Origin of the sequence: Aeromonas sp. 97A (assembly GCF_051919185.1) — a bacterium.
GTDB classification, from domain to species: domain Bacteria; phylum Pseudomonadota; class Gammaproteobacteria; order Enterobacterales; family Aeromonadaceae; genus Aeromonas; species Aeromonas veronii.
Genome location: NZ_JBQBFF010000001.1, coordinates 506,617 through 526,181 on the forward strand (window position 1 = coordinate 506,617; position 19,565 = coordinate 526,181).

Annotated in this window: 14 protein-coding genes; 8 read left to right on the top strand and 6 right to left on the bottom strand. The window is 61.2% G+C overall.

Annotated elements, in window-relative coordinates; translation table 11 throughout:
• Positions 1-23: 23 nt before the first annotated feature.
• Positions 24-3,158 carry a multidrug efflux RND transporter permease subunit gene (locus ACTG27_RS02395; RefSeq protein ID WP_439979017.1) on the bottom strand — a complete coding sequence of 1,045 codons (3,135 nt, stop codon included), beginning with the start codon at positions 3,156-3,158 and terminating at the stop codon, positions 24-26.
• Between the two features lie 15 nt (positions 3,159-3,173).
• Complete coding sequence (locus ACTG27_RS02400) at positions 3,174-4,328, bottom strand: efflux RND transporter periplasmic adaptor subunit (protein WP_439979018.1); 1,155 nt, start codon at positions 4,326-4,328, stop codon at positions 3,174-3,176.
• 157 nt (positions 4,329-4,485) lie between these two features.
• Between ACTG27_RS02400 and ACTG27_RS02405 the strand changes: the two genes are divergently transcribed.
• The 3 genes from ACTG27_RS02405 to ACTG27_RS02415 all read left to right on the top strand — a co-directional run bounded on the left by ACTG27_RS02405 (position 4,486) and on the right by ACTG27_RS02415 (position 10,605).
• Complete coding sequence (locus tag ACTG27_RS02405; RefSeq protein WP_040065122.1) at positions 4,486-5,214, top strand: response regulator; 729 nt, start codon at positions 4,486-4,488, stop codon at positions 5,212-5,214.
• Positions 5,211-6,296 carry an ATP-binding protein gene (locus ACTG27_RS02410; protein ID WP_439979019.1) on the top strand — a complete coding sequence of 362 codons (1,086 nt, stop codon included), beginning with the start codon at positions 5,211-5,213 and terminating at the stop codon, positions 6,294-6,296. The genes ACTG27_RS02405 and ACTG27_RS02410 overlap by 4 nt, the downstream gene beginning before the upstream one ends.
• 433 nt (positions 6,297-6,729) lie before the next feature.
• Complete coding sequence (locus ACTG27_RS02415; protein WP_439979020.1) at positions 6,730-10,605, top strand: SNF2-related protein; 3,876 nt, start codon at positions 6,730-6,732, stop codon at positions 10,603-10,605.
• Between the two features lie 140 nt (positions 10,606-10,745).
• On the opposite strand, the gene ACTG27_RS02420 is transcribed toward ACTG27_RS02415, so the two are convergent.
• Positions 10,746-11,639, bottom strand: a complete 894-nt coding sequence (locus tag ACTG27_RS02420; RefSeq protein ID WP_231719629.1) for a DNA replication terminus site-binding protein — start codon at positions 11,637-11,639, stop codon at positions 10,746-10,748.
• A gap of 523 nt (positions 11,640-12,162) precedes the next feature.
• On the opposite strand from ACTG27_RS02420, the gene ACTG27_RS02425 reads away from it, so the two are divergent.
• Positions 12,163-12,372 (top strand): DUF1127 domain-containing protein, encoded by a 210-nt coding sequence (locus ACTG27_RS02425; protein WP_005337823.1) that lies wholly within the window; start codon positions 12,163-12,165, stop codon positions 12,370-12,372.
• 286 nt (positions 12,373-12,658) lie between these two features.
• Positions 12,659-13,684, top strand: coding sequence for a succinylglutamate desuccinylase (gene astE, locus ACTG27_RS02430; protein WP_115544138.1), 1,026 nt, complete (start codon positions 12,659-12,661; stop codon positions 13,682-13,684).
• A 159-nt stretch (positions 13,685-13,843) separates the two neighbouring features.
• Here astE and ACTG27_RS02435 read toward each other — a convergent pair whose 3' ends face one another.
• Entirely contained in the window at positions 13,844-15,397 is a 1,554-nt protein-coding gene (locus ACTG27_RS02435; RefSeq protein ID WP_438402421.1) for a LysM peptidoglycan-binding domain-containing protein, read from the bottom strand.
• A 70-nt stretch (positions 15,398-15,467) separates the two neighbouring features.
• Positions 15,468-16,232 carry a hydroxyacylglutathione hydrolase gene (gene gloB / locus ACTG27_RS02440; RefSeq protein WP_005337817.1) on the bottom strand — a complete coding sequence of 255 codons (765 nt, stop codon included), beginning with the start codon at positions 16,230-16,232 and terminating at the stop codon, positions 15,468-15,470.
• Positions 16,233-16,304: 72 nt separating this feature from the next.
• Between gloB and ACTG27_RS02445 the strand changes: the two genes are divergently transcribed.
• Positions 16,305-17,027 carry a methyltransferase domain-containing protein gene (locus ACTG27_RS02445; RefSeq protein ID WP_033138893.1) on the top strand — a complete coding sequence of 241 codons (723 nt, stop codon included), beginning with the start codon at positions 16,305-16,307 and terminating at the stop codon, positions 17,025-17,027.
• Here the strand turns inward: ACTG27_RS02445 and rnhA are convergent.
• Entirely contained in the window at positions 17,015-17,479 is a 465-nt protein-coding gene (gene rnhA / locus ACTG27_RS02450) for a ribonuclease HI (protein WP_005353268.1), read from the bottom strand. The two genes, ACTG27_RS02445 and rnhA, sit on opposite strands and share 13 nt — an antisense overlap.
• Before the next feature lie 79 nt (positions 17,480-17,558).
• Here rnhA and dnaQ point away from each other — a divergent pair, with 79 nt between their 5' ends.
• Both dnaQ and ACTG27_RS02460 read left to right on the top strand, forming a co-directional pair.
• Entirely contained in the window at positions 17,559-18,293 is a 735-nt protein-coding gene (gene dnaQ, locus ACTG27_RS02455) for a DNA polymerase III subunit epsilon (RefSeq protein ID WP_439979021.1), read from the top strand.
• Positions 18,290-19,555 (top strand): TIGR03503 family protein, encoded by a 1,266-nt coding sequence (locus ACTG27_RS02460; RefSeq protein WP_136501596.1) that lies wholly within the window; start codon positions 18,290-18,292, stop codon positions 19,553-19,555. Before dnaQ ends, ACTG27_RS02460 begins: the two co-directional genes overlap by 4 nt.
• The last annotated feature ends 10 nt before the right edge of the window (positions 19,556-19,565 follow it).

The following is a 19,565-nucleotide window of genomic DNA, read 5'->3' on the forward strand; positions in this document are numbered from 1 at the left end:
TCCGGCCGCCGGTGTATCTGTGGTCATCGAGCCGGGTTAATGCTGTTGGATGCTCGCCGTGCCTGCCAAGAGTGCAGGCGCTGCTGCGTCCCGATGATGAAGACAAAAAAGACCGGTACGAAGAAGATGGCCAGCAGGGTGCCGCTGATCATGCCGCCAAACACGCCGGTGCCGATGGCGTGCTGGGTCTCCGCGCTGGCGCCACTGGCGAGCATCAAGGGCACCACCCCGAGGGTGAAGGCCAGCGAGGTCATCAGAATGGGGCGCAGGCGCAGGCGGGCAGCAGTGACAGCCGCATCAAGCAGTGAGCGCCCTTCGCTGTGCAACTGGCGCGCAAACTCCACGATGAGGATGGCATTCTTGGCCGACAGACCGATGATGGTGATCATGCCTACTTTAAAGAAGACGTCGTTGGGCATGCCGCGCAGCATCACGGCCGCGACAGCACCGAGCAGGCCCAGCGGCACCACCAGCATCACCGAGAGTGGGATCGACCAGCTTTCATAGAGTGCTGCCAGAACCAGGAAGACCACCAGCGCCGACAATAGCATCAGCAGGGGGGCCTGCTCGGCCGACTGGCGCTCTTGCAACGACTGTCCCGTCCAGGCCAATGCGAAGCCTGGCGGCAATTGCGCCACCAGGCGCTCCATCTCAGCCATCGCCGCTCCGCTGGAGATGCCGGGCGCTGCCCCCCCGGCAATACGCACGGCAGGGAAGCCATCGAAGCGCATCATCTGTTGCGGCGACTCGCGCCATTCCGGTGTCACCACCTCCCGCAAGGGGACCATGCCGCCGCTGGCATTGCGCACCCGCAGGCCGAGCACGTCATCGAGCTGCATGCGCGCCGACGCGTCGGCCTGCAGAATGACCTGCTGCATGTGCCCGCCGTTGGGGAAGTCGTTGACGTAGAGCGACCCCATCGCGGCCGACAGGGTACTGCTCACGCTGGCGAACGAGAGTCCCATGGCTTCGGCCTTCTGTCGGTTGATCTCGAGGTGAATGCTCTCGCCGGGAGGCAGATTGTCGGGATACACATCACTGACTACCTGGCTTTTGGCGGCCAGTTCAAGCAGTTGCGCCTGAGCGGCCAGCAGCGCGGCATCTCCCCGGTTGGCTCTGTCTTGCAGGAACAGGGTGAAGCCGGAGGCGGTGCCCAGTTCGTCGATGGCGGGCGGCAGCAGGCTCATTACCGTGCCTTCAGGAATATTTGCCATAGCCGCTTGTGCCAGATCTGCCTCTTCGGCTGCCGTGGCGCCATGACGCTGATCCCAATCTTTGAGCATGGTGAAGGCCATGGCGGCATTGGGGCCTGCGCCGGAGAAGCTGAAGCCCTGCACCACCAGGTTGGTGTCCAGCGCCTCGCGAGAGGCGACGTGAGCCTCGAAGGCCTTGACCACCTCAAGGGTGCGCTCGCTGGTGGCGCCGGTTGGCAGCTGGATGGAGGTCATGAAGTAGCCCTGATCCTCGTCCGGCAGGAAAGAGGAGGGCAGCTGGGCGGCGGTGATGGCCAGCACGGCGCAGAGGGCGGCAAAGGTTGCCATCATCCGTCCGCTGCGCCCGACCAGCCGGGTTACCCGCGCACCGTAGCCTGCCGTGAACCGCTCGAAACCCCGGTTGAAGGCACCGAAGAAGCCGCGCTTCTCATGATGAGCCGGACTGACCGGACGCAGCAAGGTGGCGCAGAGCGCAGGCGTCAGGGTCAGGGCGAGGAAGGCTGAAATGAGGATCGACACCGCCATCGACAGGGTGAACTGCTGGTAGATGACCCCTACCGAGCCGCTGCCAAACGCCATGGGAAGGAACACCGCCGTGAGCACCAGGGTGATGCCGATCACCGCCCCGGTGATCTCCTTCATAGCTTGCGAGGTCGCCTCCCGGGGCGACAGCCCCCAGGTGGCCATCAGGCGCTCGACGTTCTCCACCACCACGATGGCGTCGTCGACTATGATGCCGATGGCCAGCACCATGCCGAACATGGTGAGAGAGTTGATCGAAAAACCGGCCAGCAGCATCACCGCGAAGGTGCCAAGCAGGGCGATGGGGGCGACGATGGCCGGGATCAGGGTGTAGCGCAGGTTTTGCAGGAAGAGAAACATCACCAGAAACACCAGCACCATGGCTTCCAGCAGGGTGTGGATCACCTTTTCGATGGAGACCTTGACGAAGGGGGCCGAGTCAAAGGGGATCGAATAGGCCATGCCCGCCGGCAGGGTGGGGGCGAGCTGGGCGAGACGAGTGCGTACCGCATCGGCGGTACGCACGGCGTTGGCGCCGGGGGAGAGCTGGATGGCGGCGCTGGTGGCGGCCACGCCGTTCTCCCGGTTGGAAAAGGCGTAGGATTGCGCCCCCAGCTCGACCCGGGCGATATCACCCATCACCAGCTTGGCGCCATCACCACCGGCTCGCAGAACGATGGCGGCGAACGCCTCGGGGGTTGTCAGCTGCCCTTGAACCGTGAGGGGAACCGTCAGGCGCTGCCCCGGCAGGGCGGGTTCATCACCGAGGCGTCCCGGTGCAATCTGGATGTTCTGCTGCTCGATGGCCTGCGCCAGCTCGCCGATGGTCAGCCCGTAGGCGGCGAGTTTGGCCGGATCTACCCAGATGCGCATGGCCTGCTCGGCGCCGAACAACTGCACTCGTCCCACCCCGTCGATGCGGCGCAGCTCCTGCACAATATTGCGTGCCATATAGTCGTTGAGGGCAACCTCATCGAAGCGGCCATCCGGTGAGGTCATGCCGACCATCATCAGAAAGCCGGATGAGGCGGACTCCACCTGCAGGCCGGTTTGCCGCACCGCTTGTGGCAAGCGAGGCTCGACCGCCTTTATGCGGTTTTGCACGTCCATCTGGGCCAGCTCCGGATCGGAGCCCGGCTTGAAGGTGGCAGTGATCTGCGCGCTGCCCGAGGCGTCCACAGAGGACTCGAAGTAGAGCAGGTTCTTCACTCCCGACAGCTCGCGCTCGATAAGGCTCACCACCGCATCGTTCAGGGTCTGTGGAGTGGCGCCCGGATAGGTGGCATAGAGGGTCACCGATACCGGCGCCACCGAGGGATAGCGTGAGATGGGGAGCTTGGGGATGGCGATGACCCCTGCCAGCACGATGAACAGGGCGATCACCCAGGCAAACACCGGGCGATGGATAAAAAACTGCGGCATGGATAACTCTCCGATTCAGCGAATGCCACCGTCAGCCGGTTGGCTGACGGCGGGTGGTTGCCAGGGGTAGGCAATGACCTGAACCCCCGGGGTCAGACGGTCGATCCCTTCGATCACCACCTGTTGCCCGGCACTGAGCCCGGACGCGATGCGGTACTGGCTATTCACCAGTTCAGCGGTGTTGACCGGAACCAGCTGTGCCTGCCCCTGGCCATCCACCACCCACACGCTGGTCTGACCCGATGTGCGAACTACCGCCTGCTGGGGCACGGTCAGGGCGTTGGCATAGCGGGCACGGGGGATGCGCGCCTGCACATAGAGGCCGGGCAACAGGCGCCGCTCAGGGTTATCCACCAGCACCCGCAGCAGCACGTCGCCGGTTCCGGCATCGACCTCGATGCCGGAGAAGAGGATGCGCCCCTGCATCCCCAGCGGTGTGCCATTGCTACCGAGGATCTCCACCGCCAGTTCCGGTGCCGTTGAGCCAGCCTGCTGGCGCAGGGATTCCAGCACCGAGGCAGGTTGGCGCACATCGACGTAGACCTGATCAATCTGCTGGATCCGGGCCATGGGAGTGGTATCGGTGGGGGACACCAGTGCCCCTTCACTCACCAGCGCCTGATCGATACGTCCAGCGATGGGGGCCTCCACGCTGGCAAATTGCAGGTTCAGTTGGTGCCGGGCCAGAGTTGCCCTGGCCTGAGCTACATCGGCGGCCGCCTGATCCCGCTGGGAGACCGCATCGTCATAGGTCTGGCGGCTGATGGCGTCGGTGCGCAGCAGCGGCCGCAGGCGGTCAATCTGGATGCGGGCGCGGGCCAGCACGGCCTCGGCCCGTTGCAATGCGGCGGCGCTGTCGACATCGGCCTTGAAGGGGGCCGGGTTTATCTGGAACAGTACGGTGCCTGCGCTGATCTCGGCGCCCTGCTCGAACAGGCGGCGCTGCACGATGCCGCTTATCTGGGCGCGAATGTCGGCGCTGCGCAGTGCCGCCACCCGGGCGGGCAGATCCTCGCTGATGACCAGCTCCCGACCAGTCAGAGTCAGCACCGATACCTGAGGAAGGGCGGGTGCCTCCTGCTCTTGCGGCGCGACATCGCAACCCGCCAACCCGAATGCGGCAATGACGGCGAGCAGGGCGCCCGCATACCGCTGTTTTACAAACATCATCCACTCACCTCGTTGAACCGTCTCTCCGGTGTGATGTGACCGGAGAGTGCATCGAGCGGTCATTATGGCGAGGGGCTATTGCGAATGATTCGAGGCTTTGTGGAGAATCCATGGAGGCGATGATAAAGTTCAACGCCACCTTTTTTCGAGTCCGACTATGTCCCATCTCAATGCTTCCGCCAGCCCGGCGGGCCAGTCACTGGTACTGATTGCAGAGGATGAAGCCGAGATCGCCGACATCCTCGCCGCTTACCTGCAACGTCATGGCTTGCGCTCCCTGCACGCCGCCGATGGCCGTGAAGCGCTGGCCATGCATCAGGCATTCAAACCCGATCTCCTGCTGCTGGATGTGCAGATGCCGCAACTGGATGGCTGGCAGGTGCTCAGCGAGATCCGGGCGCGCGGCGATACGCCGGTGATCATGTTGACCGCCCTCGATCAGGATCTCGACAAGCTGATGGGGCTGCGCATGGGGGCGGATGACTATGTGGTCAAACCCTTCAATCCGGCCGAAGTGGTGGCGCGAGTGCAGGCCGTGCTCAGGCGCACTCGGGCCGTAAAGCCAGCCACGGCGAACGTGCTGCGGGTCGGCCAGTTTCAGATCGATCTGGAGAGCCACGAGGCCAGCATTTTCCGCGATGACCAGCAGCAGGTGCTGGAGCTGACCCTGACCGAGTTCAAGTTGCTCGCCTCTTTGATGCGGGCGCCGAAACGGGTGTTCAGTCGCGCCGAACTGCTGACTCACTGCCTACCCGAAGGGGATACCCAGGAGCGTACGGTGGATAGCCACATCAGCAAGTTGCGCAAAAAACTGGAGACACACGGCATTCAGGGAGTCCCCGCCAGTGTCTGGGGCGTTGGCTATCGCTTCGGGGGCGATGCATGAGATCGGCGCCCGGCCTTCGCAGGCAAATCATCCGCTCCCTGGGGCTGATGGCGCTTGGTATCATCTCCCTCGCGGTGATCGGCACCTATGTGTTTTATGGCATCGCCGTGGCGTTTGTGCCGGGCAGCATCTCCGAGACCTGGGTGCCCTCCAGAGTCGAGATGTTATGGATTGGCTCCACCATTCTCATTGCATTGGGGATGGCGCTGTACGTGGCGGTGCGCCTCTCTCGCCGCATCCTGACTCCCCTCAACTCGGTGGCAACCAGCCTGCGCGAGGTGGCCGAGGGTAAACTCGATGCCCGCGTGCCGGAGGATGAGCAGGCGATCGGGGAGACGGCGCAACTGGTGCGCGACTTCAACGCCATGGCCGAGCGGCTGCAGAGCATGACCCGCGAGCGGGAGTTCTGGAATGCCGCCATCGCCCACGAGTTGCGCACTCCCGTCACCATTTTGCGTGGCCGCTTGCAGGGGCTGGCCGAAGGGGTATTTCCGCCAGAGCGTGAGCTTTTCGAGGGGTTGTTGCGTCAGGTGGAGGGATTGACTCACCTGATCGAGGATTTGCGGGTATTGAGCCTCAACGACAGCGGCCATCTGGAGTTGCAGCGGACCGAGGTCAGGCTGGCCGACGAGCTTGCCGTGGTGCTTGAGGCATTTGCCAGCCCTCTGGCGGCGAGCGGATTTGTGCTGCAGCGGGAGCTCGATAGCGAACTTCATGTCTGCTGCGATCTGTTTCGTATCCGTCAGGCTCTGATGGCGCTGTTGGAAAATGCCCAGAAGCACGCGCTGCCGGGCCTGCTGACCGTGCGGCTGTATCGCTCGGAGAGTGTGTGCGTCCTGAGTGTGGAAGATGAGGGGCCAGGCATCAGCGAGGAGGTGGCCGTCTGTATCTTCGATGCGTTTCGTCGGGGAGATCCATCACGCTCGCGCAAGAGCGGCGGCAGCGGACTCGGACTCGCCGTGGTCAAGGCGATTGCCGAGGCGCACGGCGGCAGCGCGGTTTGCCAAGCTACCGGGCAGGGAGGGAGCCGATTCGTGCTCTCCTGGCCCATCTCGGCCATGTCCGGTGGCCCTGAAATCTAGCCTGCGGGCGGCAGGTTCTGATGAAGCTATACAGCTGACAGCTGCCCGCACAGGGGCGTTCGACAAGCGACCGTTATAGGGTTTTCTACCGCTTGTACCGGGTGAGCAGGAGGAGTGGGGACATGGCTCATTTGGCGCGAAATCGTGGTTTTTTGCCGCTAAAAATTGAAACCGTTTTCAGAAATCCTTTTCAACTGTGATCCGCTTCAAAGCTTTTTCGGGCGCCAACCTCTAGCATTGGCTCCACGAATTAGGGGCTAGCGCTCCCGATTTTCCCGCTGTGGGAGGTAACCGGATGATCCGGCTATTTCCTTCGTTACTTTCGACGGTCATCATGGATGGCCGTTTTTTTTTGAGTTATTTCACGGTAAAGGGTCGAGCCGCTGGCGCTTTACCGTTAAAATTCCGCTTTTGCACTTGCCCGTGAGTCTTGATGTCTGCGTCCACCCTCTCTTCGGATAGTTATGCCCTGCTCGCCACCCTGCAATTGCAGCGCGTTGCCAGTACCCGTTTGCTGCAAGAACAACTGGCGATAGGCCATGCCCTGATCGATAAACTGACCCGATTGCAGGATGCGGGGCTGGTCAGATTGCGCGGGGAGCAGCAGTGGAGCCTGACCGCCGAGGGAACGCTGGCGTTGATCCTGGGGGTGCGTGCCGGTCTCTGCCCGGCGCCGGACTGGAGCCGGGTGCCCTCATTGACCGGGCAGGATCTCACCCATGCAGTGGTGCGCGAGCTCTGCCGCGGCAAGGCGGGGGAGATCCCCACCTATTTCTCGGCCAGCGATCTGCTGACCCTGCTAGATACCCCGGACGCTCACCAGTTGCTGGCGGGCTCCAGCCCCGCCTGGCAGCAACTGCTGCTGGAGCACTTCTCGCTGCAACTCTTGCTCGATGCCCCCTATGAAGAGCGCTGGCCGCTGGCCAATGCGCTGGTGCGCTGTGCCCCCGAGGTGCAGGCTCGGGCCAAAGCGTTCGAGGCGGAGTGGCGTTGGCTCTGCGGGGATGGCGAGAGCACCTCGCCAACCGGCGAGGACAAGGATGCCGCCCCCGGCTGGCCAGCCCTGCAGGCGCTGGCCCAACAGAGCCAGAGCGGCCCGCTTGGCGAGCGACTGCTCACCGCACTGGGCCAGTGGCAGGCAACCGATGAGGGTGAAGCGTGCCAGTGGCCCCGTTCATTCAGCGCCCTGCTCTGGCTTGGCTGGTTGCAGCAGGCCGATCCCGTCATCGCCAGCGAACAGCGCAAGAAGTGGCAGCGCAGCCTGACTGGCCAGTTCCCCCTGCTTGCCGACTTGCTCAGCCAGTGGGCGGGCGATCGCCACGGTCAGGCGGTCGGCCTGTTCGATACCCTGCAACTGCCGGTGGAGGAGCTCCACTGGGGCTATCTCTGGCTCGATCTCTGTGCGCTGGCCCGTCACGGAGCCCAGAGCCCGCAGGTGGCCATGTTGCACAAGTGGGATCTCTCCCATCTGCTCGATGCCGAACCCCATCATCGCCTGATGGCCTTTTGTCAGGATCTGCTGCGCATCTTGTTGGGCGAGGCGGCCAAAGGGGCGCCCCTGTGCCAACTGCGCGGCAGTGAGGAGTGCGCGCAAGAGGGCAGTGACGAGCAGGATGATGACGGGGACGAGGACAAAACCGCGGCCTCTGCCAGCTGGCTCAACTGGTTGCAGGGGCTGGGACGCTCCAGTGGCGTACGCAAGCCGCAAGAGCGGTTGGTGTGGCTGCTCCATGCCGACGGCCCCGAGCTGGAGTGCAAGATCCAGAAGCTGAGTACCAAGGGGGAGTGGACCGCCGGTCGCCGGGTCGATCCGGCCCTGCTCTCTACCCAGTATGCCGCCATGCTCGATGAGCATGACTGGGCACTGGTTCGCACCCTGCCACGGGTGATGGGACGGCTGCCGCGGGATGTCTGGGCGCCGCTGGCCGATCACCCCCGCTTGTTCAACGCCAAGGGGCAGAAGCTGCAACTGGCCATCAGCGCCCCCCTGCTGCAGGTGGTGGCCACCGAGCAGGGGATGAGCGCGCAGCTCTGCCCCGATGCGGCCGCCCGCGGGGCCCATATCATGCCGCTGGCGCAGGATCTGTGGCAGCTGATCCTCACCCCGCAGCCGCTGCTCGACCGATTGCCAGCGCTCGAATCCATCCCGCTGCTGCCCGCCGAGGGGCTGGCCGAGCTGCAACGCACCCTGGACGCTATTCCCGAGCTGCCCTGGCACAGTCAGGTTGCGGGGCTTAGCGGCAACGCCGAACTGGCTCCCTGGCCGGGCATTCCTTCGGTGCAACTGGATTGGCAGGATGGTCAGCTGTCGGTCAAGCTGGTGACCCGCTTTGAGGATCTACCGCCCCAGCCCCTTGGCAAGGGGGAGGCGATCGTGCGGCAGGGGATCAAGGCGTACCACTACTGGCAGCGCGACCTCGCGGCCGAGAAGCTGCAGGCCCAGCTGCTGCGCAATCAATTGCCCATCGGCCTGCCCGGCAGCGAGTGGCTGCTGCAGGGGGAACAGGCGCTGGCGCTGGTCAATGCCCTGCCCGAGCTGGTGGATGCCGGCGTGGTCATTCACTGGCATCAGGACAGCGCTCGCCTCAAGAGCCTCGATGAAGCGGCTCTGAGCCTGCGTATCGAGCGGCGGCAGGACTGGTTCCAGGTCGAAGGGGCACTGGCGCTCGATGAGCACCAGATCCTCGACCTGCGCCTTATTCTGCGTCAGATGACCCCGGGGCAGCGCACCGTTCAGCTCGACGAGAAGACCAGCCTGATGCTGAGCGACAAGCTGGTGGAGCGGCTCACCATGCTGGGGGCCATGCTCGATGAAGAGCAGCGCATCAACAACAAGCTGGCCTATCCGCTCACTCGCCTGCTCTCGGTCATTACCACCGAAGGGGATGCGGCGTGGCAATCCTTGCAGCAGGAGTGGCAGCAGGAGGTCGAGTGCCCGGACGAGCTGCTCACCTCCCTGCGGGACTATCAGAAAGAGGGGGTGCGCTGGATGGCGACCCTGGCCCATCACGGTTTTGGTGCCTGTCTGGCCGATGACATGGGTCTGGGCAAGACGCTGCAGGCGCTGATTGTGTTGCGGATGCGCCAGCACCTTGGCCCTGCGCTGGTGGTGGTGCCCAAGTCAGTGGTCACCAACTGGCAGGAGGAGGTTGCCCGTTTCGCCCCCGAGCTGGATGTGGTGGTGTTCGAGAACCCGGCCGAGCGGGAGGGGATGATTCGCGAGGCCAAGGCTGGTCAGGTGATCCTCATCAACTACGGCATGCTCGGCAGCCTGGCGGAGGCGCTCAAGTCCCGCCGATGGTCTTCCATGGTGCTCGATGAGGCGCAGCAGATCAAAAACGCCGGTACCCAGCGCGCCAAGCTGTTGTTCCAGCTGGAAGGGGATTTTCGCCTCGCCCTCTCCGGCACCCCCATCGAGAACCATCTGGGGGAGCTGTGGAGCCTCTTCACCTTTATCAACCCGGGGCTGCTCGGCAGCCTTGGCGAGTTCAAGCGTCGCTTTGGCAAGGCGGTCAAGGATCCCCAGCACATGGCGCTGCTGCGGGCGGTGATCAGCCCCTTTATCCTGCGTCGTCTCAAGCAGCAGGTGCTGACCGAGCTGCCGGACAAGACCGAGATCATCCACCACATCAGCCTCTCCCCCGAGGAGCGTCAGCTCTACGAGGCGACCCGGCGGGAAGTGGTGCAGCAGGTGCAGAGCGCCGATGGCCGCGCCCTGATGCATGTGCTGAGCGGCCTGACCCGGCTGCGCCGTCTCTGCTGCTCACCGGAGCTGGTGATGCCCGAGTGGTCGCAAACCAGCAGCAAGCTGGACGAGGCGATGGCCCTGCTGGAAGAGGCGATCGACGGCGGTCATCGGGTGCTGGTGTTCAGCCAGTTCGTCGATCTGCTGAGTCTGTTGCGGGCCCGCATCGAGCAGAAGTCCTGGGATTACTGCTATCTGGATGGCGGCTGCTCCGCCAAGTCCCGTCAGGACTCCATCCTGCGTTTTCGTCATGAGGAGGTGCCGCTGTTCCTCATCAGCCTCAAGGCGGGGGGAACCGGCCTCAACCTCACCCAGGCCGATACCGTGCTGCACCTCGATCCCTGGTGGAACCCGGCGGTGGAAGATCAGGCGAGCGATCGGGCGCACCGGATGGGCCAGACCCAGCCGGTGACCGTGTACCGGCTGGTGTGCGAGCAGACGGTGGAGGAGAAGATCGTCGCTCTGCACGACGAGAAGCGGGCGCTGGCCGATGGGTTGCTGAGCGGCCAGTCCGAGGTGCGCGGGCTGGATGTGGAGAGCCTGCGGGCCCTGCTGATGGGCTGATTGGCGACGCCGCCTTCCACAGTACCTATCGATACAGACAAGGGGAGAACATCCAGGATGTTCTCCCCTTTCTTATTTGGGGTGCTGATGCGGGATACTTCGTTTATCGCGGCAAGGCGGCCCAGCTATCCCTGATCCAGTCACCCCTGATAGAGATAGAGGTGCAGCCGCTCTATGATGGGCTCGCCGCCAATCTTGCGATCTCGCCGAGCCTGTCGGCTCTTGGGGGGATAGTTGCCCAGATGGGTGACCGCGGGCGGGGTATCCGAGCAGAGCAGCAGAGGCAGGCTCGCCTTGATCTGCTGCTTGCGCGGGGTGCGCTCCAGCCAGAGCAGGTTGATCATCGGGTGAGTCTTGACCGGGCGGCGGATCCGCAGCTCGGCATCGGCGGGCAGACGGCGAATGTCATACACCTCCTGATCCACCATCTTGCTCCACTCCTCGTTGTTGGAGAGGGCCGGTATGTAGCGGCGGCTGCGCTCCAGCATCTCAAGCACCTGCTCGCGACTTAGGCGATTGATGGTCTGCTTGTCAGCCCAGGTAAAGCCGAGGGATTGCAGCTCTCCCGCCAGCAGGGTCAGTTTGCGGTAGACCTGCAAGGTGATCACCCCGGGTAGAGCGGTATGTACCAGCTCGAACTTTTCGTCCCGTCCCCCCGCCTGCTGCACCAGCGCCTTGAAATCGAGCTTGTGCTGGTTTATTTGGTCGATCAGCGGTTGCAGCAAGGGGGCTGCGGCGGCAGGAAAGCGCAACCAGCCGGGCAGCCGATGAGTCGCCTTGGTGGAGCAGCCGGGGCGGGCGCTGTGATCCCGATAGGCTGCGAGGGTGGCCGCCAGCGCGGCTTCACCGTTGAGATAGCCCACCTCAATTTGCTCGATCGGGTCGTGCTCTTCCCCCTGCGCAACCGGAGGGAGGGGATAGACATGGGCCTCCTGTAGCTCGAGCTGGCCAAGCAGATCGGCCAGCTGGTTGAGAGCGGCTTCAATGGCGGCCATCTGTTGACGCAGGGCGGCGGTCGGGGTAAAGGTATCCATCGATGATCCTGTGGTTTCATCCGCCTCTGACGGCATAAACGATGGCGTCAGGGCAGGGGAATAAACTACTGTATAAATAACCATACCAGTATGCCGGTTGCGCGCCAAGAGGGGCGTTTTCGGGTCTTCATCGAGGGAGCTGCGCGGGAGGAAAAGTAAGTTTGTTATATGTTTCATTGTGTTAATTTAAGATCACCAAGAGATCACGGAATTAACAATCGAATGTAATGACGGGGTTGCCACCCATGGCACGTCCATTGGTGAGTGCATAGGCAATGCGGTAAATTGCATATGTAAGGTGGTGCCATGCAGCACAATATGCTGCGGGCCGTTGATGGTCGAATTGTGATTTAATTATTCTTTATAAATCAAACAATTAAAATTATATCAGTCAGCTTTTTACTATTAGTTTTCCTAATGTAACGTATCAAAATTCGTCAATTGAGTCGGCCCTGCTCCCTGACTAAGCTTTGCGCATCAAATAAAGCCCAGTGCGTAAACAAATATTCAGAGGAGCCACATCATGGCCAACATGACTTATACCGAAACCGGTTACCAGCATTCCAGCCAATTGAATCTGGTTGCTCGCGTTAAAATGACCGTTCTGACCTGGCTGGAGCGCAGCCGCAGCCGTCGCCAGCTCTCCGAGCTGCCCGAGTACCTGCTCAAAGACATCGGCCTGAACGAAGCTGACCGTTATCAAGAGACCACCAAGCCGTTCTGGCGTGGTTAATCAACCGGGCATGGATGCCTTGTTTTTCTGCTGAGTCGTTTGCTGTTCTGCCCCTGTGGCGTCCAGCCGCCAGTTCTGTCATTGTCTGTTTTATCCTCCCCCCGTTATTTATTGATCCTTTTTCCTATCCTCTATTTATTCCATATCGCTACTGCCATTGCTGTCATCGTTCGATTGTTATCACACTTGTATCGTTACTGTTTGAATTTGTTTAAAAAACGATTTTAAGCCGCGATGCCTTGCGTATAATCCGGCCATAGTATTCCAGAGCGAGAGGGTGAGACGGATGATTCCCCAGCACGATTTTTTGGCCTTGACCCGCAGCCATGAGTGGCAGCTTGAGCCCTTTGAGTTTGCCCTGCCCGATGGTGCGCGGGTCAGCGTCTGGGATACGGGCGTGCTCTGTCTGGAGCCTGCCAGTGGCGCGGGCGACCAGCCGGGAGGACGCAAGGATATCGTCCTCTCCTGCGGCATCCACGGCAACGAGACCGCTCCCATCGAGATCTGCAACCAGCTGCTGAGTCGTCTGCTCTCAGGCGAGCTGAGCGCCCGCCATCGGGTGCTGTTCCTGTTTGGCAATCCGGCGGCGATGAATCTGGGGCTGCGGGAGGTGGAGGAGAACATGAACCGGCTCTTCTCCGGAGCACACAGCAAGGGGGAGGGGCTCTGCAATCGGGAGCGGATCCGCGCCATGCGCCTTGAGCAGTATGTGAGCCGCTTCTTTGCCGATCCGGCTCGTCCCCGCTACCACTACGACCTGCACACCGCCATTCGCGGTTCGCGCCACGAGAAGTTTGCCGTCTACCCCTTCCCCCACGAGCGGCCTCACTGCCGCGAGCAGGTGCAGTTCCTCGGCGCCTGCGGGGTGCGTACTATTCTGCTCTCCGCCAGCCCGACCACGACCTTCAGCTACTACAGCTCCCGCCAGCATGGTGCCCACGCCTTTACGGTGGAGTTGGGCAAGGTGCGCCCGTTTGGCGAGAACGATATGACCCGCTTTATCGAAACCCGCCAAGCGCTGCAGGAGCTGGTCACTCAGGATGAGGTGGCGCTGGAGCCGTGGCGGGCGGATGATTTCACCCTGTTTGCCATCGATCGGGTGATCACCAAAAAATCGGCGGACTTTCGCTTCCTGTTCGCCAGCGATGTGGACAACTTCACCGAATTCCCCCAAGGGTTCGTGCTGGCCGAGGATGGTGAGCTGCGCTACACGGTCGAGAAGCCGCGTGAGGCGGTGGTCTTCCCCAATGCCAACGTGGCGATCGGTCAGCGCACAGTGCTGATGGTGGTGCCGACAAGGCTCTGGGAATAGCGGTGATAGTTTTGCCTGCAGAGCGGTGATGCATCCGCAGGCGGCGCCAAGCCATTGTTTTAGTCGGTGGCTCAGACACAGCAGCGGTTAGCCGCAGTAATAAAAAACGGGGCCAGTCAGATGACTGGCCCCGTTTTTATCGGGTTCAAGCGGTGAGGCTTAGCTGTTGTTCTTCACAAACAGGGTCAGCTCCTGACCGGGCTTGAGGTAATCCCCTTTATCCAGCTGGTTCCAGCGCATCACATCGTTGATGGCCACCTGGAAGCGAGCCGCGATGGAAGAGATGGAGTCGCCACGGCGAACCTGATACACCATCGATTTGTCGCTCTTCTTCCCTTGCTTGGGATAGACAACCAGCTTCATGCCTGGCTTGAGCGCCGACTTGGCATTCAGACCATTCCACTTGGCGAGCTCTTCGTGGGAGACGCCGTGCGCCTGGCTGATGCTCCACAGGTTGTCACCCGAGCGCACCTTGTAACTGACCTTGGCCTTCTGGCTGCTGCCACGGCTTGCCAGCTGCTGCGGTTTGCTGGCGGAGCTGGCCTTGCTGCTGACCTGACCGTGGGTCGGGATCACCAGTTGCTGACCGCGACGAAGGTTGTTGCTGCGCAGATTGTTGGCCAGCTTCAGCTCGTTCACGCTGACGCCATGATTCTGGGCAATGCGCGACAGGGTATCGCCACTGGTGACCTGATAGGAGCGGGTACGAATACGCTCGCTCTTGGGCAGATCGGCCAGTGCCAGCTCCAGGGTATCGGCATACTCTACCGGTACCAGCAGGCGGTAAGGGCCACGGGGCGACATCACGCCACGGCTCAGGGCTGGATTGACCTCCTTGAGCTGTGACGTGCGCACACCGGCCAGCTGGGCCGCCACGTTCAGATCGATCTGGCTGCCGGTTTCCACCACCCGCAGCTTCGGCTCGTTGGCGAGCACCGGCAACTGGATATTGTACTTGTCCGCATTGCTGATCATGTCAGCCATGGCGAGGATCTTGGGCACATACATCCGGGTTTCGCGGGGCAGATCGAGCGACCAGTAGTCGGTCGGTTTGCCTGCGCGCTGGTTACGCTGGATGGCGTTGCGCACCCGACCTTCACCGGCATTGTAGGCGGCCAGCGTTTGCAGCCAGTCACCGTCAAAGAAGCGGTTCAGGTACTCCAGATAGTCGAGCGCTGCATTGGTGGAAGCCAGCACATCGCGCCGTCCGTCATACCAGTTGTCGTGGCGCAGACCGAAGTTTCTGCCTGTCGCTGGCACAAACTGCCAGAGTCCGACGGCATTACTGCGGGATCGGGCATGAGGATCAAACATGCTCTCGATCATCGGGACAGTAATAAGCTCCATTGGCAGCTCACGCCGTTCAATCTCCTCTACCATCAGATAGAGGTAGGGTTCAGCCCGGCTGGCAATGGTCGCCAGATGCTTATCATTGCGCAACAGCCACTCACGTTGCTGGCGGATGCGCGGGTTGTCCGGAGTTTCCAGTTGCATATCATCGCTGATACGCACCCACAGATTATCCGTATCTTCCATTTCGTCCAGCTGTTCATCGCCAAACAGGAAATGGGAAGAGTGTTTTTTATGCGCTTTTTTCTTGACCTGGGGGGACTTGATCGGCTCGATTGCCGTTAGCGCCCGGTCATCCTGATGGCTCAGGTTTTGGCAGCCGCTGAGCAACAGCGCTGCCAATAAGGCCGTTCGTACCTTCATCTCGTTCCGGTCATTTTTAGGAAAAACAGCTCGCATCATAAGGGGCAATGGCCCCCTGATCAAGGTTTGTTCAAAAAACGTCCTTCCACTGACGCAGGATGGTGAAGGTATCTACCGGATTTTCCACGCATTTTAGCCCATGCTTTTCAGCAGAAAATTTCACTGAATCCTGTTCGCAGCGCAGAAAAATGTTGAAAGTGCGTTCGTCACCCAGCCGGGTTGGCAGGCTTGGCAGCCCCTGTTGCCGCAGTTTGCTGATCAGCCCGATCTGGCGGCGGATCGCCGGGTTGTCCGGCTCGACCGCATAGGCAAAACGCAGGTTGGAGAGGGTGTACTCGTGGGCACAATAAATGAGTGTCTCATCGGGCAGGGCGGCGAGTCGTTGCAGCGAGTGGTACATCTGCTCCGGCGTCCCTTCAAACAGGCGGCCACAACCGGCCGAGAAGAGGGTATCGCCACAAAAGAGCATGCCGTTGCCGTGGTAGGCGATGTGGCCGCGAGTGTGCCCGGGCACATGGATCACCTCGAGAGCGAGGCCGTGCCAGTTGATCTGATCGCCATCTTCCAGCCACTGACCGTGGTGATCCGGCATCGGGTCAAGTTTGGGGCCATAGAGCCGGGCGTGTGGGAAGTGGGCAAGCAGGTCGGTGACGCCCCCGACATGGTCGTGATGGTGATGGGTCAGCAGGATGGCATCGAGCACCAGCCCCAATGCCTCGAGCCGCTCCAGCACGGGGGCGGCATCGCCCGGATCGACCACCAGGCAGTGATTTTCGTGGCGGATCAACCAGATGTAGTTGTCATTAAAGGCTGGAACTGTGATCACTGGATACATGAGTCTGCTTCTCTTTAGGGAGGGTATCTTATATAACAGGATGGCGTTCGAAACCCCGAGTTGAGCCCTATTATGCAGGTGGCACGTACCGAACAACAAATCGAGATCCCGACCAGCTGGTCTGCATTGCCTATGGGTGACTGGGTGGCGGCCGAGATCCAGGAACGGCTCGACAACTGGTGCCCCAATCTGTTTGGGTATCATCTGCTGAAAATTGGCGCCCTGAGCGCTGAACTCTCCTGCAAACGCTCCTCCATTCGTCACCAGATCGGGGTCGCCCCCGGCGGGCGATTGCTCGACATGTATGGCGATCCCCTCGATCTGCCGGTGCGGACCGGCAGCGTCGATGCCTGCCTGCTGGCTCACTGCCTTGATTTCTCTGCCGATCCCCACCAAGTGTTGCGCGAAGCCGAAAGAGTGTTGACCGACGATGGCTGGCTGATCATCAGTGGCTATAACCCCATGAGTCTGGTCGGGATCGGTCACTGTGTGCCGTTCTTGCGGCGCAGAATGCCCTGGTCGGCACGAATGTTCACCCCGGGGCGGGTGACGGACTGGTTGCATCTGCTGGGATGCGAGGTGATGTTCGACGAGCGCTTTGGTTATTCGTTTATGGGAAAACAGAGCTGGCACAGTTGGTGGCGAGAGAGTATCGGGCGGGATTATTGCAGGGCATTTGCATCGGTATACGTGATTGCGGCCCGTAAACGGCGCTTTCCACTGATCCCGGTGCGGCGGCGCTGGCAACTGCCAAAGTCCCTCGCCACACCGGGAATGGCCCGTCAGGGCTGGTAGCCGGTATCCTCGGCCAGATCCTTGCCGCAGGCGGCCTCTCTGGCCAGCTCATCGCACCGTTCGTTCTCCGGGTGGCCGGAGTGACCCTTCACCCAGAGCCACTCAATCTGGTGGCGACCCACTTCCGCATCCAGCTCCTTCCAGAGATCGACGTTCTTGACCGGTTGGCGGTTGGCGGTCATCCACCCTTTCTTCTTCCAGCCGATGATCCACTGGGTGATCCCCTGGCGGACATACTGGCTGTCGGTGGTGAGGCGAACCTTGCACGGTTCGTTGAGGGTGCGCAGCCCCATGATGGCGGCCATCAGCTCCATCCGGTTATTGGTGGTCAACTTGAATCCGGCGGAAATCTCTTTGCGGTGCTTGCCGTAGACCATGACGGCCCCGTAACCACCCGGGCCCGGATTGCCGAGGCAGGAGCCGTCGGTATAGACATCAATCTGTTTTAACATGAGCAATCAATCTGTTTTAACATGAGGCTTGGGGTAAACTAGCGAGTAAGTAAAGCCGAAGTTTGACATAGATTGGATCATGAACACACCCCAACTGAATCGCCAGATCATTCTGGATACTGAAACCACAGGTATGAATACGGCGGGCGGCCCTGTCTATCTGGGGCACCGCATTATCGAAATCGGCTGTGTGGAGGTGATCAACCGCAAGCTGACCGGTAACCACTATCACGTCTATATCAAGCCTGATCGTCTGGTCGACCCGGAAGCGATCCAGGTACACGGTATCACCGACGAGTTTCTGCGTGACAAACCGTCGTTCAGCCAGATTGCCGATGAATTCCTCGAGTTCATCCGCGGCGCCGAACTGATCGCCCACAACGCGCCGTTTGACGTAAGCTTCATGGACTACGAGTTCAGCAAGCTCGGACTCAACTTCAAGACGGCGGATATCTGCACCATTACAGATACCCTGGCGATGGCGCGGGATCTCTTCCCCGGCAAGCGCAACAACCTGGATGTGTTGTGCGATCGTTACGGTATCGACAACTCCCACCGTACCCTGCACGGGGCTCTGCTCGATGCGGAGATCCTGGCGGACGTCTACCTGCTGATGACCGGCGGCCAGACGAAACTCAATCTGGCCACCGAGAACAACGAAAACGAAAACAATCAGGACACCAGCATTCGCCGGTTGGAGAGCAACCGACCCGCCCTCAAGGTGGTGCGTGCCACTGCCGAGGTTCAGGCCCTGCACGAGGCGAGACTGGATCTGGTACAGAAGAAGGGAGGAAGTTGTCTGTGGCGGCAATGAGCAAGTGGTGTGCCGGTCTGCTGTTGTTGCTCTCGCTGGGGGCGACGGCGACCGAGGTATTTGCCCCTTCCGATATTCCGCTGCTGGATAACCGCTTTCGCATCGATTACGGCGTGAAGGAGATCACCTTCATTATCAAGCGCAAGCCGGGCACCCCCTCGGTGATCCTGGTTCGCCCCGATGGCAGCAAGCTTTACGTGGGCAAGGTCAAACCTGCCGATGTGGGTTGGCTGGCGCTGCCGGAGCATGATCTCATTACCCTGCGCAATCCCATGCCGGGCCCCTGGCAGGCGATTGGCGAGGTGGATCCCGATAACCGGGTGCGCATTCTCTCCGATATCCGGCTCGATATCGCCGCCCTGCCGATGCAGCTCTATCAGGGGGAGGTGGTCAAGCTCAAGGCGTGGCTGCTGATCAATGGTCAGCCGCCGAAAGATAAATACTATCTCTCTGACCTTGGCATGACCGTCAAGCTGCAATCGTTCAGCGATGCCGATAAGAAAGAGGTCGTGCTGGATCAAGTACTTGGCCACTATCGCGATGATGGCAAGGGGCTCGACGAAGTGCCGGGTGATGGCATCATGACGGCGGAAGTGACGCTGCAGGATATTCCCGGTGGCAAGTACCGCGCCATGTTCAGCACGGGCAATCAGGTGTTTGTCCGTGCCCGTTATCAGGATGTACTGCTTTACCCCTATCCGTTCAGCTATAACTTGTCGCCGCCTTCGGATGAGCTGGGTGCCAAGCTCTCACTGCTAATAGACCGTGATGAGCTGGATCCTGCTTCCGTGGTTGTCAAGGGGAGTGTGACCAGCAATGTGGGCGGCCTCTACGAGTTCAGCGAGACCGCCAGCGACCCCAAGCTTGATATCGATCTCTCCAACATCAAGGAGGTCGGTCAGCATGAGGTGAAAGCAACCCTCTATGGCACCACTCGCCTCGGCCGTGAGCTGAAAATCGAGTTGCCGGTGAAAACCTTCAATGTCTTCCCGCCACCGCCGCCTCCTGTAGAGGTGGTGTCGGCCGCCACACCGGCCTCCAGTGCCGAGGCGACCCATGAAGCTCCGGCAGAGGAGGAAATGGGCTGGCTGATCTGGGCATTGGCGGGTGGTGGTGTGCTGCTGGCAGTATTGGGTGGGGTCGGGTTTGTGGTGATACAAAAACGGCGTGCCCTGAAGCGTGCTCTGGCCGCTGCGCAGGCCGAGAATCAGCAAGCCGGACAACCTGCTGCCAAGCTGGATCTCAATCTGCCAGAGCAGTAACCCTCGTACT